Raw genomic sequence first — 15,469 nt, 5'->3', positions numbered from 1 at the left:
GTCGGCGCGTGTCGCCTCAAGAGCCGCGTCGCCTCGATAGCCGCGTCGCCTCGATGGCCGCGTCGCCTCGATGGCCGCGTCGCCTCAGTGGCCGGTGCTGCCTCAGTAGTCGTGCTGCATCAGGTCGATGACGGTCTTCGCTCGTTGCGTGAGCATCACTCGCCCCACGACCGCCATGTGCTCCGCCCAGTGGGCCTCCGCCGCGCTGGCCTCGCCGGCCTCGATGAGCGCCACGAGCCTGGCCTGGGAGCGCAGGCCGCGCATCCGGACAGCCCCGGTATCCCGGCCGTCATCGGGCTGACTGACCGCGGCGACGGCCCGAGCCACGATCTCCTGGAGCATCTCGGCCACCAGGCTCAGCGTCTGGTTCCCGGCCAGCTCGACGAGGCGTGCATGGAAACGCGCGTTGGCCTGGCCGAACGTCGCGGGGTCGTCGACCACCTCGAGCTGCTCGGCGATGAGCCGTCGCAGCTCGGCCGCCGAGGCGCGGCGGGAGCGCGACGACGCCACCAGCCGCGCGGCGACGGGCTCCACCATGCCGCGTGCGTCGTAGACGTCCGCTAGCGGCACGTTGCGCGCCTGGAGCAGGAGCGCCGCCGTCCGCGCCGTCAGCCGTTCGTCCGGCCGGTGGACGACCACCCCGCCGAGCACGCCGCGCTTCACCGAGATCAGGCCCTCGGCCTCGAGAATGCGCAGCGCCTCCCGCAACGAGGGACGGGAGACGCCGAAGCGCTCCACCAGCTCGGGCTCGCGCCCGAGCAGCTCGCCGTCCGCCAGCTCGCCCCGCACGATGAGGCTCCGGAGCTCGTCGGCGATCAGCTGTGGCTTCTCGCGGAGGGGAGCCCGGCCATTCCGGCGCGCCCGCCTCGGCTCCGCCACCACGATCGACCTTCTCTCCGTCGGCCTCTCCGTCGCCGCCTCCAACCGCCAGACGGTCCTGACGCGGCACTGGCGTACAGCGCCGGCACTGCCCGATGCGTCCGTCAGCCGATGCGCGCAGTCGCCCTTCAGGCCCGTGCCATGGGACGGGCGAGGCCCGCCGTGTCGACCAGCGTACTGGGCATTCGCGCGGCCGGCGCACAGTGCGAACGAACGGGAAGCCGCCGGTCGGCCCCCCTCTCCGGACCGCGGCACCCGATGGTCGCGAGCCTCGGGTCCAGGCAACGCCAGCCAGGCGATATCTGTAGACATTTAAGGGAGGTCTGGATAGCATCGCCGCGGAGGGCGGCGGGGTGCCGACGGTGTTCGCTGACAAGATCGATACGCCTTTTCACGAGGAGCTCTCGCATGCCGCCGGATGAGCGTGCGCCGGACGAGTACGCGCCGGCCCGGCGTGCGCCGGATCAGCTGACCATCCCCGCGCTGATCGCGGCCCGGCGGCGTCAGGACCCATTGGTCCAGGCACTCGTGAGCGACGACGCGTCCGTGACCTTCGCCGGGCTCGACGACGCGAGCCGCCAGCTGGCGGCCCGGCTGGTGGCCGCCGGTGTCGGTAAGGACAGCCGGGTCGGGCTGGTGATGCCGAACGGGATCGACTGGGCGGTCCTCGCACTGGCCGTGACGCGGGTCGGCGGTGTGCTCGTCCCGCTCTCCACGCTGTTGCGCCCGCCTGAGCTGCTCGCGCAGCTGCGCACCGCCGCCGTCACCGAGCTGGTCGTCGTCCCGCGCTTCCGCGGCCGCGACTACCTTGACGACCTGGACGAGGCGGTCCCCGGCCTGACGAGACGGGTTCGCGGCGGCGAGCGGCCCGCGGAGGTGCCGTCGCTGCGCCGGCTGTGGACCCCTGACGGCCTGCCCACCGACGCGGTGCCCGACGCGGTGGTCGACGGGTTGGATGCGTCGGTCCGCCCGGCCGACGACCTGGTCATCCTGTTCACGTCCGGTAGCTCCGGCGGCCCAAAGGGAGTGATCCACACCCAGGGTGGGGCCCTGCGCGCGGTCGCTTCGGGCCTGGATGCCCGTCGCATCGGCCGGGGTGAGCGGCTCTACATTCCGATGCCGTTCTTCTGGACGGGCGGTCTCGGCGGCGGACTGCTGTCGGCGCTCGTCGCCGGCGCGACCCTGCTCACCGAGGCCGAGCCGGAGCCCGCGCGAACGCTGCGTTTCCTGGAGCGCGAGCGGGTCACGCTGTTTCGGGGCTGGCCCGACCAGGCGGCCCGGCTGGCCGCCCACCCGGACTTCGCCGGCACGGACCTGTCATCGCTGCGCCCGGCGAGCCTCGGCGCGGTCCTGCCGCCCGGTCTACGCCCGGCCCCGGGCGCTCGGGCGAACCTGTTCGGCATGACCGAGGCGTTCGGGCCGTACTGCGGCTCCCCGCTGGACACCGACCTGCCCGCGGGCAAGCACGGTAGCTGCGGACGGCCGTTCGCCGGTGTCGAGGTGCGCATCACCGACCCGGACACGGGTGCCCCGGTCCCGGCCGGCACGGAGGGCGAGATCCGGTTGCGCGGCCCGAACCTGATGCGCGGCATCCGCGGCCGCGACCGGGCCGTGGTGTTCGACGCCGACGGGTTCTACCCGACGGCGGACGCCGGTGTGCTCGACGAGGATGGCTACCTCTGGTACCGGGGCCGGCTCGACGACATGTTCAAGGTGTCGGGCGCGACCGTGTATCCGTTGGAGGTCGAGGCGGCGTTGCGGGCCGTGCCGGGGGTAAGGGAGGCGTTCGTCACCGAGGTCGTCGACGAGGCGGGCGGCAGCCAGGTCGCCGCGCTGGTCGTCGTCGTGGCACCCGGCCGCGACGGCGATGGGGAGCCGGACGGGCTGGTCGAGCAGGCCAGGGCGCGGCTGAGCAGTTTCAAGGTCCCGACCCGGTGGCTCGTCGTGGACGACCCTCACCACGTTCCGCGGCTGGCCAGCGGAAAGGTCGACGGCGGCGCGCTGCGCCGGCTCCTGCGGGAGAAGGGAGCCGTGAGATCCCGGAAGGTGAAGTCGACGTGAAGGCCATCGCCCGCCCCGGGGAGAGCGGCACCAGCCGGGGCAATATGTATAAAATATATAGACGGGTGCTGGTGGCGGGCATGGGCGGCGCCGGTGGAGCCCCGACGCTCGCGAGCGCGTGCTCGCCGAGCTCACCAGAGGAGAGGGACATCAGGTGGAGCTGAATGGTCTGCGGGCGCTCGTCGTGGGCGGCGCCTCCGGCATGGCCAGGGCCACGGCCGAGCTGGTCGTCGCGCGCGGCGGCCGGGTAGCGATCCTCGACCGCCCGGCGAGTGCCGGCCAGGAGGTCGCCGACGAGCTGAAGGGCACCTTCCACGCCTGCGACGTCACTGACTTCGCCGGCATGGAGGGTGTCATCGAGGCGGCCCTGGCCGCGCTCGACGGCATCGACGTCGTCGTGAACACGGCCGGGGGAGCGACCCCGGGCCGCACGATCGGCAAGGACGGCCCGATGCCCCTCGAGACCTTCCAGGGGATCATCGACCTCAACCTGATCGGCACCTTCAACGTCGCCCGGCTTGCCGCCTGGCACATGAGCAAGAACGAGCCGAACGCGGACGGCGAGCGCGGGGTGATCATCAACACGGCGTCCATCGCCGCGTTCGAGGGCCAGATCGGGCAGATCGCCTACACGGCGGCGAAGGGCGGCGTGGCCGCCATGAGCCTCACCATGGCCCGGGAGCTCGGCTCCCTCGGCATCCGCGTGAACGCGATCGCGCCAAGCCTGTTCCACACCGGGCTGACCAAGGGCATCCCCGAGGAGTACGAGAAGGTCCTCACGAAGGACGCCGCGTTCCCGAAGCGGATGGGACGCCCGGAGGAGTACGCCCGGCTGGCGGTGGGCATCATCGAGAACCCGATGCTCAACGGCCAGACCATCCGCCTCGACGGCGGCCAGCGCTTCGCGCCGAAGTAGTTCACGTACGCCGACCGACCACGCTCGGACGCCACCGGTCGCTCCGCGGCGGCCGGTGGCGGGAGCGGGCGGAGGCGGCGGCAGCCGACGGAAGTGGGTGCTGGTCGTGAGACCGTTCATGTTTTCCGACGAACAGCGCGACCTGCGCCGCGCGGTGCGTGCCTTCCTCGAGGCGGCTTCGCCCGAGTCGGAGGTGCGCCGGCTGATGGAGACACCCGAGGGCTACGACCCGCGGGTGTGGGCGCGGCTGGCCGGCGAGCTCGACCTCGTGGGCCTCGCGGTTCCCGCCGAGTTCGGTGGCAGCGGTGCGAGCTTCGTCGAGGTGGCGGTCGTCTGCGAGGAGATGGGCCGGCGGCTGTTCTGCGCGCCGTACTTCTCGACGGCGGTGCTGGCCGTCGCCGCGCTGCTGCGGTCGGGGGACACGGCCGCGCAGAAGGCGTGGCTTCCGGGCATCGCGGCCGGCGAGACCCGCGCGACGGTGGCGTTCGCCGAGGAGAACGGGCGCTGGGACGCGGGCGGTATCACCGCGGTGGCGACGCCGGCCGGCGTCGGCTGGGAGATCACCGGCAGCAAGCACTACGTCCTCGACGGGCACACCGCCGACCTGCTCCTCGTCGCCGCCCGCACCGCCACGGGCATCTCCCTGTTCGCCGTCCCCGGCGACGCCGCGGGCCTCACCCGCGCCTCGCTGCTGACCCTCGACCAGACGCGCAGGCTCGCGCGTGTCGAGCTCGCCGCCACCCCCGCGTCGCTCGTTGGCGAGGAGGGAACCGCCTGGCCGGTGCTCGAGCACGTGCTGGACCTCGCGGCCGTGGCGCTGGCCGCCGAGCAGGCCGGTGGTGCCCAGGTCGCCCTTGACATGGCGGTCCAGTACGCCAAGGACCGGGTCCAGTTCGGCCGGCCGATCGGCAGCTTCCAGGCGGTCAAGCACCGTTGCGCGGACATGCTGCTCGAAGTCGAGTCGGCGCGCTCCGCGGCGTACTACGCCGCCTGGTGCGCGGCCGAGGACGACGACGCGGAGCTGGCCAAGGTCGCCGCGGTCGCCAAGGCCTACTGCTCCGACGCATACACCCAGGTCACCGCGGACAACATCCAGGTCCACGGCGGCATCGGCTTCACCTGGGAGCACCCGGCCCACCTGTACTTCCGCCGCGCCAAGTCCGACGAGCTGCTCTTCGGTGACCCGTCGGCCTGGCGCGACCGCCTCGCCAGCCGCGTCGGCCTGTAGCGGGCACTCGGGCGGCCGCGCCGACGACAGGTGGGCCTTCGGAACGGGTCCGGGTCGCCGACCAGGGGTCGATGCACGCTTGGTCGCACCACGTAGCCGTGCGCACACGGCTGAAATGGCCGCTGAGGGACGATCGAGGTCAGGCCGGATACTGCCCCTGGCCCGAATCAGACCACCGTCCCGGCGCCCGTCCGCCCCGAGCCCGAATCGTGGCAGATCAGCCAGCCTATGAACTCACCCTCATAACACAATCCACCAAGCCACCGATTAAGCGTGTTGGATGGCCGAGCCCTGGGGCTCGGCCATCCAACACGAAACGTGGCCGGCGGGGCTCAGGAGGCGTCGTCGCGGCGGGCGAGGGCGTGGAGGACCTCGCGGTAGGGGCGTTTGCGGTCGGGGCTGGGCTCGCGGGGGAGACCCAGGGTGCGCTCGGCGGCGATGTTGCGCTGGATCTCGTCGGTGCCGCCGTAGATAGAGGAGGCCCGGGCGAACAGGAACGCATTGGCGAACTTGCCGCTCGCCGCGGCGTCCGGCCCGGCGAGCAGGCCGCCGGCACCGAGGATCTCCAGGCCGATCTCGGCCGAGAGCTTTGTGATCCTCGTCTGCGCGATCTTGCCGGTGCTGGCGACGGAGGCGCCGGCGGCCGCGTCGCCAGCGGCGGCCTCGGCCTTGGCCCGGACGGCGTTCCACTGGCCGACCTGCAGGTAGCAGTGCAGCCGGGCGAGCTTCTGGCGGATCGCCGGGTCGTCCGCCCGGCCGTGCTCGCGGGCGAGCGCCACCAGGTCGGCGAATGTCACCACCATGCCCTCCGGCGGGCGCAGCAGCGCGGCGTCGCCGGCCTTCAGACCGAGCACGCCGCCCTTGGGCCCGGGCGGTGGGAAGCCGGCGTGCGCGCCGCCGGCGCCGATGCCGGTCCGCTCGAAGTGCAGCGTCGTGTTGGCGGCCATCCAGCCGTTGCCCGCGCCGCCGACGAGGTCGTCCGCGGCGACGACCGCGTCGTCGAGGAAGACCTCGTTGAAGACCGCGTCGCCGGTCATCTCGCGCAGCGGGCGGATCGTGACGCCCGGCTGGTCGAGTTTCAGCGCGAACCAGGAGATGCCGGCGTGCTTGGGGACGTCGAAGTCGGTGCGCGCCAGCAGCATGCCGTAGTCGGCCTCGCGGGCCTGGCTGCTCCAGACCTTCTGGCCGTTGATGATCCACCGGTCGCCGTCGCGTTCGGCGCGGGTGGTGAGCCCGGCAAGGTCGGAGCCGGCGCCCGGTTCACTGAACAGCTGGCACCAGCCGAGCCGGCCCTCGAGGATCGGCGGTACATGCCGGGCGATCTGCTCGGGCGTTCCGAGCGTGAGGATCGTCGGCGCCGCCATCAGCAGGCCCAGCCCACCGGGCGGCTGCAGCGCGCCGAAGGCCGCGAAAGTGGCCCGCACCGTCCGTCCCGCCCGCTGCGGCAGCCCGCGGCCACCCTGCTCGGCGGTGAGGTGCGGCGCCGTCCACCCGGCGGTGGCGACCAGGCGCCACCACTGCTCGACGGACAGCTCCGGATCCCAGTGCTCGGCGAGCCACGCCTCGACCTCGGCGCGCAGGCCGGCCTGGGAGTCCCCGTCGGTGGCGGTGCCGGAGGTGGCGGTGGTGCTCACGAGCGGCTCGCCCCCAGCAGGTCGACGCAGTTGTCGCGCATGATCTTGCGGATCTCGTCGTCGGTGAAGCCGTCGAGCTCCTTGAGAAAGTCCGTCGGCTCGGCGAGGCCCTCGCCGTGCGGCCAGTCGGAGCCGAACAGGATGTGCTCGACGCCGACGAGGTCGGCGAGCTTGCGCAGGTCCTCCTCGTAGTACGGCGTCACCCACAGGTGCGCGCGGATGGTGTCAAGCGGGTCCTCGGCGAACGCCCAGGGCGTCTGATTCGCCTGCTTGCGCAGCCGCTTCACCAGCAGGGCCACCCAGTCCGAGCCGTTCTCGATGCTGGCGACGCGCAGGGTGGGATGGCGGGTGAAGACGCCGTCGACGACGAGGGACGCCATCGTGTCGTGAATGGCGCGGTCGGCGACGAGGACGCGGGTGAGGACGCTGATGCGGCCGTACCCCTCGAACCGCTCGGAGCCGCCCCACGCCGCGGTGGAGGCCTCGTAGCCGCTGTCACCGAGGTGGAAGGCGACCGGGACGGACGCCTCGGCGAGCCGGGCCCAGACCGGGTCGTACAGCTTGTCGCCGAGCGAACGTGACCTGCCGTGCGGCGCGGGGACCGGCGCGGGGCGGACGTGCACCATCCGGGCGCCGCGCGCGAGCAGGCTGTCGACCTCGGCGACGGCGGCGGCCGGGTCGGCGAGCGAGAGCATCGGCACGCCGATCAGCCGGCCGCGGTGGTCGAAGCCCCAGTCCTCCTCCAGCCAGCGGTTGAAGGCGTGCAGGCTGACCATCGTCGCCTCGACGTCGTCCTTGAGCGCCTCCTCGACACCGCAGCCCAGCGTGGGGAACAGCAGCACCCCGTCCAGCCCCTGCCGCTCGACGACCTCGAGGCGCGCGTCGCGGTCGCGGTACTCCGGCCGCAGCGGCTCGACCTTCATCAACGTCCGCGGGTCGACCCCGTCCGGAATCTGGCCGCGGAACAGCGGGTCCAGGCAGCCGGGAACGATGATCGGGTCGAACGTCGGGTTCGGGATGAAGCGGTTGACCTGCCCGCCCATGAGTAACTGCGTGCGCCTGCCTGCCTGTACGACCTGGACCCCGCGCTGCGCGAACTTCTTGTCAAGATGACGGGTGAACGCGTCGAGCGTCTCGTAGTAGTGGTTGTCCGCGTCGATCGGCTTCGAGCTCGTCATTTGTTTTCCTCGGCTGGGAAGTAGCGCTTTCAATCTAGAAAAGCATGGCTTTCCAACAACTGTGACTGTACTCTGGCGCCGTCTCTCAGGCCAGCCCGGAAGGCGGCGGCCCGGCCGGCACCTGCCGCTACCTGGCAACCTTTCCGCGCGGCGGTCCGCGTGCCGGGTCGCCGGGCCGGGCCCGTCGGCGGACGTGAAACGATGAGACGGACACCGGTGGGCTGACCGAACCACCCCGCCTCGCCCACCCGAAGCAGCCTGGGAGTTTTCGTGGTCGCGAAGAAGGGCGCGCGCCCTCCGCGGGAGAAGCCGCAGCAGATCGCCGACGAGATCCGCTCGCTCATCGTGACCGGCGAGCTGGCCGACGGCGACCTGCTCGGCCGTGAGCCGGAGCTGGTGGAGCGGTTCGGCGTCTCCCGCCCGTCGCTGCGCGAGGCGCTGCGCATCCTGGAGACCCAGGGCCTGATCTCGGTGGAGCGCGGCGTCCTCGGCGGGATCTTCGTGCGCCAGCCCGACGAGCGGCTCACCGCACGCACCGCCGCCCTGCTGCTCCAGGCGCGAGGCGTCCCGCTGATGGACGTCTGCGCCGCGCGCACCCTGCTCGAGCCGCTCGCGGCCCGGCGGCTGGCGCAGTCGCCGCAGCGGCAGTCGGCCGCCGATGAGCTCGCCGAGCTCATCGGCAAGGAAGAGGAGTCGCTCGCCGACCCCGAGGAGTTCGGCCGGGCCAACGCCCAGTTCCACGAAAGGCTGCTGGCGCTGGCGGGAAACCAGACGCTGACCATCGTCGCCGAGATGCTGAACGAGATCGTGGCCCGCGCCGTCACCGCGCTCAGCCGGGCCGAGGACGCCACCGGCTCCCTGGCGACCCGGCGCCGAGGCGTGCGTTCGCAGCGACGCCTCGTCGAGCTGATCCAGGCCGGCGACGGCCCGGCCGCCGAGGAGCACTGGCGGTCCCACATGGCTGTCGTCGACAAGGTCATGCTCGGCGCCGAGGCGGGGACGGTCGTCGACCTGGTCCACCACTACTGACCGAGCCGGCTTCCGCGCCCGCCGCCGACGCCGCGGGGGCCGTCACTGGCATTTCCAGGCGGGTTGGCGCTTCTCGAGGAACGCTCGCGGGCCTTCCTTGGCGTCGTCGGTGCGTACGACCCGTTCCCGATACGCCTCGCCCATGATCTCGGCCTCGCGCAGCGGCAGGTCGCGGCCCTGGCGGATCGCCAGTCGTGTGCCGCGTACCGCCAGCGGCGCGTTGCGGCACACGATGCCCGCCAGCTCCGTGGCCCGCTCCAGCAGCCGGTCGTGCTCGACGACCTCCGAGACCAGCCCCAGCTCGTAGGCGCGCGCGGCACTCATCCGCTCGTGGCGGCCCATCAGCGCCATCCGCATCGCGATGTTCGTCGGCAGCGCCCTCGCCAGCCGGACCACCTCACGGCCCGAGACCAGGCCGATGCTGACGTGCGGGTCGAAGAACTCGGCCCGGTCCGAGGCGATGACGATGTCGCCGGTGGTGACGAGGTCCAGCCCCGCGCCGCAGCACAGCCCGTTGACGGCGGTGAGGATCGGCTTGGTCATGCTCCGGAACGGCGGGGTGCCCTCCTGGGGCGCCTCCCACTGCGGATACGTCGACAGGTATGGCTCGTCGTAGACGACCCGGCCGTCGTCCGGGATCTCGCCGACGTCGGCGCCGGCGCAGAACGCCCGCCCGTTCCCGGTGACGACCAGGATCCACACGTCGCCGTCCGCCTCGGCGTCCGCGTACGCCTGCCGCAGCTCGCGGATCATCTCGGGGGACAGGGCGTTGAGCCGGTCCGGCCGGTCGAACGTGATCGTCGCTATCCGGTCGCGAACCTCGTACTGGATGGTCTCGTATCCCATGGCGGCAGCCTCCCGCATCGTTCGTCGTCTGATCGGGCGCGGACCGAGGCCTGGCCGGGACCCGATCTGGACCGGCCAGGCCAGGCCAGGTCCCGGCAGGTCCCGGCAGGTCTCGGCCAGCCCGGGCGGACCCGGTCCCGCCCGGCCCGGTTCCGCCCGGCTTCGTTCCGCCGGTTCGGATGGCGTGACCTGGTGGCCTACCGCTGGGACAGGATGTGGCGGCCCTTGATCATGGGGAGGTCGAGGAAGGTCCGGATGCCGGGCACGGCCGCGCAGACCGGGGCGACGGCGTGGACGGCGTGCATGGCGGTGCCCAGGCAGCCCTGGTCGTTCTCGTCCTCGCCATGAATGGCGATCTTTGCCTCCAGCACCATCGAGGGGCTGCCCTCGACGGTGACCTTCCAGCCGCGGCCGGTGGGCCAGTCCGGAGCCTGCCCCTGGCCGACCCGGGTGATGTGCTCGACCGTCAGCGCACGGCGGCCGCCGATGACGGCGGTGGCCGAGAACCGCTGGGCGCTGACCGTCCCGGCCTCGACGCGGCCGGCCTTGATGTCGAAACCGCTGTCGGCGACGGCCACCTGGCGGTCGTAGAGGAAGTCGTCGATCGTGGCGCCCAGCCCGTCGGCGACCAGGAGGAGCGGGGCGCGGAACACGGAACCGGCCAGCACCGGATCCGCGAGCGGCACGGGAGCGTCGGGCGCCCGGCCGAACCCCATGATGTCGAACATCATCCCGGGGCTGTCATAGGACGAGTAGTCGAGCAGTTCCTGGACCACCAGCGTGTCGATCCGCGCGAACAGGGCCGACATCGTCAGCGGCAGCACCTCGGAGGCCCAGCCGGGTTCGATGCCGGTGGCGTGGAACGACGTCCCGCCCGCGGCGCACGCCTCCTCCAGCCGCGCGGCGACCGCCGGCTCCAGGCTCGCCGGGTAGATGAGGCTGGTGACCGCCGTGGAGACGACGTTCTTGCCGGCGGCGAGCAGCCGGCAGATGTCGTCCAGGGCGCCCGCCGGGTTCATCTCGCCCTGGGCCATGTACAGCACGCAGTCGGCGTCCAGCGCGACGATCTCGTCGGGGTCGTTCGTGGCGGTCACCCCGATGGGGTCCAGGCCCGCGATCTCGCCGACGTCCCGGCCGGCCTTGGCGTCGCTGTAGACGAACGCGCCGGCCAGCTCGAGGTCGGGGTGGTCGCGGACCGCGCGTATCGCGTGCCGCCCGACGGCCCCGGTGGCCCACTGTACGACCCGAAGCACCGTCCACCTCCTGCTCCCGTGTCGCCGGGCCGCGCTGCCTGCCCGGTCCGACCCGCTCGAAAATATCTATATCTAACGGAGCGTGCAACGACGGGGTCGCCTGCGCTCGCGCAGGTCACGGTGTGGGAAGATCGCCGCGAAGGGATCCCGCAAAACATCTAGATACTAAGGGTGGCGTCCCGGTACTATCTGGCCGGCTCGGGTGCATCCGCGGACTGGCACCGCCCGGGCGGGCGGCCGGTCCGCTCGACACCGCGGGCAGCGGTCAGCGCCCGCACCGTCGACCCGAAGGGACAAGCCATGGACGACTCCTCGCCGATCGGTGAGTTAGCGAGAGACGTGCCCCGGCCACGGCGGCGCGGGCCACGGTGGCTGACGGCCGCTGCCGTCGCCACGACGCTCGTGGTCGCGGCCGCGGCCTGCGGCGGTGGCGGTGACGACGGGAAGGACGCCGCGCCGGCCGAGCCAACCGGCGTCGCGGCGCTGGGCCCGGCGCAGCCGGCGAGCGGCACCCCGGTCAAGGTCGGCGTGATCAGCGACGGGAAGGGGCCGGCTCTCGACAACTCGATCCAGCTGTCCGCCGCGGACGCGGTCGCGAAGTTCCTCAACGACCACCGCGGTGGGCTCGGCGGCCGGCCGATCCAGCTGGTGCCCTGCGAGACGCACTCCGACCCGGGCGCCGCCGCCGACTGCGCCGCCCAGCTCGTCCAGGAGAACGTGGCGGTCACGGTTCTCGGCGAGACGTCCAGCCTCGGGAACGTGTGGAAGCCGCTGCACGACGCCAACATCCCGATGTTCATCTACGGCACCACCGAGCAGAACGCGTTGCACGACAAGGACCGGACGTTCGTCATGGTGAGCTCGGCGACCGGGCTGGCGGACCAGCCGATCGGTGTCGCCAAGGAGCACAAGGTCACCAAGGTGGCCGTCGTCGTGATCGACGTGCCGCAGGCCACCGCCTTCTACGACGAGGCCGGCAAGGACCTCTTCAAGAAGGCGGGAATCGACGTGACCGTCATCCCGGTGCCGCCGGGCACCGCGGACATGACCCCACAGTTGGCGAGCATCAAGTCCGATGACACCGAGGTCCACGTCATCGGCAATGACAGCTTCTGCATCGCCGCGTTCCAGGGCCTGCGCGCCATCAACTTCACCGGGCCGATCAGCGCGCTGTACAGCTGCATCACCGACGCGACACGCAAGGCGGTCGGCTCGTACCTGAAGGGCGTCGTCATCGCGACGCCGGTCGCGGACGGTGACGCGGGCAACGCCGACATCAAGCAGTGGCACGCCATCGTCGACACCTACGCGAAGGGAAAGGTCGACCTCTCCAACTCGATGGGTCTGACGATCTACATGACGATGATGGGACTGCGGGACGGGCTCGACGGGTTCACCGGCGAGCTGACCCCGACCGCCATCGCAGACAAGCTCCACGCGATGCCGGCCAAGCCGGTACCGGCGGGGCCTGGCCTGAAGTTCCGCTGCAACGGCAAGGCGGATCCGCAGACGCCGGCGGTCTGCGTGCGCGGCGCGCTGCTGACCAGCCTGGACGCGAAGGGCCAGCCCACGCTTCCCTACCGTCCTACCGGTGTCTCCCCGATCGAGGACTGAGCCAGTCCCCGCTCCCGCGGATCCCGCTCCCGCGGATTCCGCTCCCACCGACCCCGGCTCCCATCGAGTAGACCCGGAGAGAACCCTCATGGCGTCCACGCTCGTCGAGCGGCACGACGGTCTCGTCACCGTGACGTTCAACCGCCCGGAGAAGAAGAACGCGCTGAACGCCGAGAGCTGGGGTGACCTCGACCGGATCCTCACCGAGGTCGCCCTGAACCCGGAGGACCGGGCGCTGTTGCTGACCGGGGCCGGTGGGAACTTCTCGTCCGGCGCGGACCTGTCGCCGAAAGGGAACGACGCGAGCGGGCTCACTGGCCGCGGCCGGCAGCTGATCCTGCACGAGATGCGGATCGTCGGCGATCTCATCAACCGGCTGCACCGGCTGCCCAAGCCGACGCTCGCCGCCGTCGACGGGGTCTGCGTGGGCGTGGCGCTCGGGCTCGCGCTCGCGTGCGACCTGGTCGTCGCCAGCGAGCAGGCCCGGTTCTGCGAGGTGTTCGCCCGGCGCGGCCTCGCGCTCGACGGCGGCACGTCGTGGACGCTGCCCCGGCACGTGGGGCTGCGCCGCGCCAAGCAGATCGCGTTCTTCGGTGACATCGTCGAGGCGAGCGACGCGTTGGCCTGGGGGATGGTCAACGAGGTGGTCCCGGCGGACGACCTGCCGAAGGTCGCGGCCGCCTGGGGCCGCAGGCTTGCCGCCGGCCCGACGACGACGCTGTCCCTCATCAAGCGTCAGCTTGACGCGAGTGGCGCGCTCACCTTCGAGCAGGCCGTCGAGGACGAGGCCCGCTCCCAGCACATCGCCTACACGACGAAGGACATGGCCGAGGGCATCCGCTCCTTCCTCGAACGCCGCGACCCGCGCTTCACCGGCAGCTAGGATCCACGCCTCACTGACAGCGGAGAGGGCGGGCGCGGAAGGGCAGCGCCCGCCCTCTCCGCTGTCCGCCGCCGACGGGACTCCATGATCCTGCGCGGCCGCGAACGTTCACCGTTCTCTTGGATGCGGGCCCGTGGGCCGCGGGCCGGACGACGGCCTGCCCCTGACATTCCGGCCGGCGAACTACGGCCGGGCGGATTCTGGCCGCACCGACTTCGGCCGGCCGGAAGACGTCAGGGGCACGACGGTGTCGCTCGACAGAATATCTAAAGGTGTCCATGCCGCCATCTCGGCGTCAGGGCGCTGGCGGCGCCGCCGGTACCTGGCGTGGGACCCGTTCCGGCCGCGCCGTCGAGCTGGTCGTCTGACCAATCCGGCGGGACTGGACCTGGATCGCCCTGCCCGGCCGGGGCGGGAGCCCATCGGCCGCGCACGCATATCCGCCCGAAAATGGGCAAATGCGATTTCGCGAGTTCATCATGGATTGACGCGTGCTCGCTCGCTGGTGGCCGTGGCGCCAACCGAGCCGATTACCTCGTGCACGATACGTCCTTGAAGCATTTACATATTTCGGTTACCGTTTGATCGTCGCGGTTGGTAGTCGAGCTGCTTCTCGACTGGATGGCTCCTGGCGTTTTCGCCTGCGCGGGCCCTTTGCCGTGGACATCCCTATGAGCCTGGCGGCCTGAGTGTCCGCCCAGGGGCGCGGAGCTCTGTCCTCCGCGCCGTTCTTCCCCACCCGACGGAAGGAAACGTTGTCGTGCGTTCATCTATGGGCTCGCGGGCGAGGCGAGCACGGTTCCGAAGACTCGCCGCGGCTGCTTTAGCCGCGCTGGCCGGCTCGCTGGTGCTGTTCACGGCGGGAGCGTCGCCGGCATCCGCGATCACGTACCATCCTGTGTCGCTGCCGGCGGACGAGTCCCCGCACGTCGACGCCGGAATGGAATGGTGGTACATCACCGGCCACCTCAACGGCAAGGACCTCCTCGGCAAGAGCCACTCCTATGGCTTCGAGACGATGGTCGTCCGCAATGACGGGATCTCCACGGCGCCCGTCGCGACCATCTACAACGTGAACTTCGCCATCTCGGACCTCACCCGGGGAACCTACAAGGGCACCAAGGAGATCTACAGCATCCAGCCGGACGTCGTCCCGCCCGGCGGCGGCTACAACTTCACCGTCGGGTCCGTGCACATGGACGGGAAGAACGGCGTCAACCACTTCTCCGGCGGTTTCTCGGACCTCAGCTACTCGTTCGGAAGCATGACCGCCAGCCAGTCGACGCCGGCCGCGCTGCACGGCAATGCGGGCATCATTCCCTACGGACCCTTCGGGCAGTCGGGCTACTACTCGCAGACGAACCTGAAGGTCAACGGGACACTGTTCGACCACGGCATGCCGGTGCAGGTGACCGGCACCGCCTGGCTGGATCACCAGTGGGGTGACTGGACACCCGGCAAGGGCGGCTGGGAGTGGTACAGCATCCAGCTCTCCAACAACACCCAGTACATGCTCTACTTCATCCGCGACGAGAACGGCAACTACGTCCAGACGGTCGGGACGCTCGTCCAGCCGAACGGGTCGACCACCAACCTGCCGCCCGCGCAGCTCAGCCGCACCACGACCGGCACCTGGACCAGCCCGAACACCAATATCACCTATCCCATAAAATCGACGGTCACGGTCCCCGGTGGCACGCTGTCGGTGACGCCGCAGCTGCCCGACCAGGAGGTGTGGAGCAGCCTTGTCCCGGTGGGCCAGTACTGGGAGGGCACGGCGACCGTGGGCGGCACGATCAACGGCCAGGCCGTTACCGGCATGGCCTACGCCGAGGTCATTCCGTACATCGAGATGCCGGGCCACGGCTACGTCTGGCAGTCCGTCCTGGACCTCCTCGGGCTGTAACCACCACCCTGATCCCACATCCTGATCCCACATCCTGATCCC

At 71.3% G+C, this 15,469-nt stretch carries 12 protein-coding genes; 7 read left to right on the top strand and 5 right to left on the bottom strand.

The features are described from left to right. Positions 1-102: 102 nt before the first annotated feature. A complete protein-coding gene (locus FRCN3DRAFT_RS0239995) occupies positions 103-882 on the bottom strand; it encodes a FadR/GntR family transcriptional regulator (protein ID WP_007506766.1) in 780 nt (259 codons plus the stop codon). Between the two features lie 405 nt (positions 883-1,287). Between FRCN3DRAFT_RS0239995 and FRCN3DRAFT_RS0239990 the strand changes: the two genes are divergently transcribed. The 3 genes from FRCN3DRAFT_RS0239990 (at position 1,288) to FRCN3DRAFT_RS0239980 (ending at position 5,084) form a co-directional block, all read left to right on the top strand. Next, entirely contained in the window at positions 1,288-2,940 is a 1,653-nt protein-coding gene (locus FRCN3DRAFT_RS0239990) for a class I adenylate-forming enzyme family protein (RefSeq protein WP_007506765.1), read from the top strand. Positions 2,941-3,094: 154 nt separating this feature from the next. Next, positions 3,095-3,856, top strand: a complete 762-nt coding sequence (locus FRCN3DRAFT_RS0239985) for an SDR family oxidoreductase (RefSeq protein WP_007506764.1) — start codon at positions 3,095-3,097, stop codon at positions 3,854-3,856. 118 nt (positions 3,857-3,974) lie between these two features. Beyond that, positions 3,975-5,084, top strand: coding sequence for an acyl-CoA dehydrogenase family protein (locus tag FRCN3DRAFT_RS0239980; RefSeq protein ID WP_035931926.1), 1,110 nt, complete (start codon positions 3,975-3,977; stop codon positions 5,082-5,084). A 332-nt stretch (positions 5,085-5,416) separates the two neighbouring features. Here the strand turns inward: FRCN3DRAFT_RS0239980 and FRCN3DRAFT_RS0239975 are convergent, their stop codons facing one another. Continuing rightward, positions 5,417-6,718 (bottom strand): acyl-CoA dehydrogenase family protein, encoded by a 1,302-nt coding sequence (locus tag FRCN3DRAFT_RS0239975; protein WP_007506761.1) that lies wholly within the window; start codon positions 6,716-6,718, stop codon positions 5,417-5,419. Beyond that, positions 6,715-7,896, bottom strand: coding sequence for an amidohydrolase family protein (locus FRCN3DRAFT_RS0239970; RefSeq protein WP_007506760.1), 1,182 nt, complete (start codon positions 7,894-7,896; stop codon positions 6,715-6,717). The genes FRCN3DRAFT_RS0239975 and FRCN3DRAFT_RS0239970 overlap by 4 nt, the downstream gene beginning before the upstream one ends. Before the next feature lie 270 nt (positions 7,897-8,166). Here FRCN3DRAFT_RS0239970 and FRCN3DRAFT_RS0239965 point away from each other — a divergent pair, with 270 nt between their 5' ends. Next, complete coding sequence (locus FRCN3DRAFT_RS0239965) at positions 8,167-8,925, top strand: FadR/GntR family transcriptional regulator (protein ID WP_007506759.1); 759 nt, start codon at positions 8,167-8,169, stop codon at positions 8,923-8,925. A gap of 42 nt (positions 8,926-8,967) precedes the next feature. Here FRCN3DRAFT_RS0239965 and FRCN3DRAFT_RS0239960 read toward each other — a convergent pair whose 3' ends face one another. Continuing rightward, positions 8,968-9,771 carry an enoyl-CoA hydratase/isomerase family protein gene (locus tag FRCN3DRAFT_RS0239960; protein WP_007506758.1) on the bottom strand — a complete coding sequence of 268 codons (804 nt, stop codon included), beginning with the start codon at positions 9,769-9,771 and terminating at the stop codon, positions 8,968-8,970. 197 nt (positions 9,772-9,968) lie between these two features. Further along, positions 9,969-11,024 carry an NAD(P)H-dependent amine dehydrogenase family protein gene (locus tag FRCN3DRAFT_RS0239955; protein ID WP_007506757.1) on the bottom strand — a complete coding sequence of 352 codons (1,056 nt, stop codon included), beginning with the start codon at positions 11,022-11,024 and terminating at the stop codon, positions 9,969-9,971. A 300-nt stretch (positions 11,025-11,324) separates the two neighbouring features. Between FRCN3DRAFT_RS0239955 and FRCN3DRAFT_RS0239950 the strand changes: the two genes are divergently transcribed. The 3 genes from FRCN3DRAFT_RS0239950 (at position 11,325) to FRCN3DRAFT_RS0239940 (ending at position 15,427) form a co-directional block, all read left to right on the top strand. Then, positions 11,325-12,638, top strand: coding sequence for an ABC transporter substrate-binding protein (locus FRCN3DRAFT_RS0239950; RefSeq protein WP_007506756.1), 1,314 nt, complete (start codon positions 11,325-11,327; stop codon positions 12,636-12,638). A gap of 88 nt (positions 12,639-12,726) precedes the next feature. Next, a complete protein-coding gene (locus FRCN3DRAFT_RS0239945; protein WP_007506755.1) occupies positions 12,727-13,521 on the top strand; it encodes an enoyl-CoA hydratase/isomerase family protein in 795 nt (264 codons plus the stop codon). 772 nt (positions 13,522-14,293) lie between these two features. After that, entirely contained in the window at positions 14,294-15,427 is a 1,134-nt protein-coding gene (locus tag FRCN3DRAFT_RS0239940) for a lipocalin family protein (protein WP_035931217.1), read from the top strand. The last annotated feature ends 42 nt before the right edge of the window (positions 15,428-15,469 follow it).

Origin of the sequence: Pseudofrankia saprophytica (assembly GCF_000235425.2) — a bacterium.
GTDB lineage: Bacteria > Actinomycetota > Actinomycetes > Frankiales > Frankiaceae > Pseudofrankia > Pseudofrankia saprophytica.
The sequence above is the reverse complement of the archived record's forward strand: the minus strand, read 5'-3'. Positions and strand labels throughout refer to the sequence as shown.

What these genes read in the sequence shown, in the direction of transcription:
- FRCN3DRAFT_RS0239990 (WP_007506765.1), top strand. Translation starts at nt 1,288, where the DNA reads ATGCCGCCGGATGAGCGTGCGCCGGACGAGTACGCGCCGGCCCGGCGT.
- FRCN3DRAFT_RS0239980 (WP_035931926.1), top strand. Translation starts at nt 3,975, where the DNA reads ATGTTTTCCGACGAACAGCGCGACCTGCGCCGCGCGGTGCGTGCCTTC.
- FRCN3DRAFT_RS0239970 (WP_007506760.1), bottom strand. Translation starts at nt 7,896, where the DNA reads ATGACGAGCTCGAAGCCGATCGACGCGGACAACCACTACTACGAGACG.
- FRCN3DRAFT_RS0239960 (WP_007506758.1), bottom strand. Translation starts at nt 9,771, where the DNA reads ATGGGATACGAGACCATCCAGTACGAGGTTCGCGACCGGATAGCGACG.
- FRCN3DRAFT_RS0239950 (WP_007506756.1), top strand. Translation starts at nt 11,325, where the DNA reads ATGGACGACTCCTCGCCGATCGGTGAGTTAGCGAGAGACGTGCCCCGG.
- FRCN3DRAFT_RS0239945 (WP_007506755.1), top strand. Translation starts at nt 12,727, where the DNA reads ATGGCGTCCACGCTCGTCGAGCGGCACGACGGTCTCGTCACCGTGACG.
- FRCN3DRAFT_RS0239940 (WP_035931217.1), top strand. Translation starts at nt 14,294, where the DNA reads ATGGGCTCGCGGGCGAGGCGAGCACGGTTCCGAAGACTCGCCGCGGCT.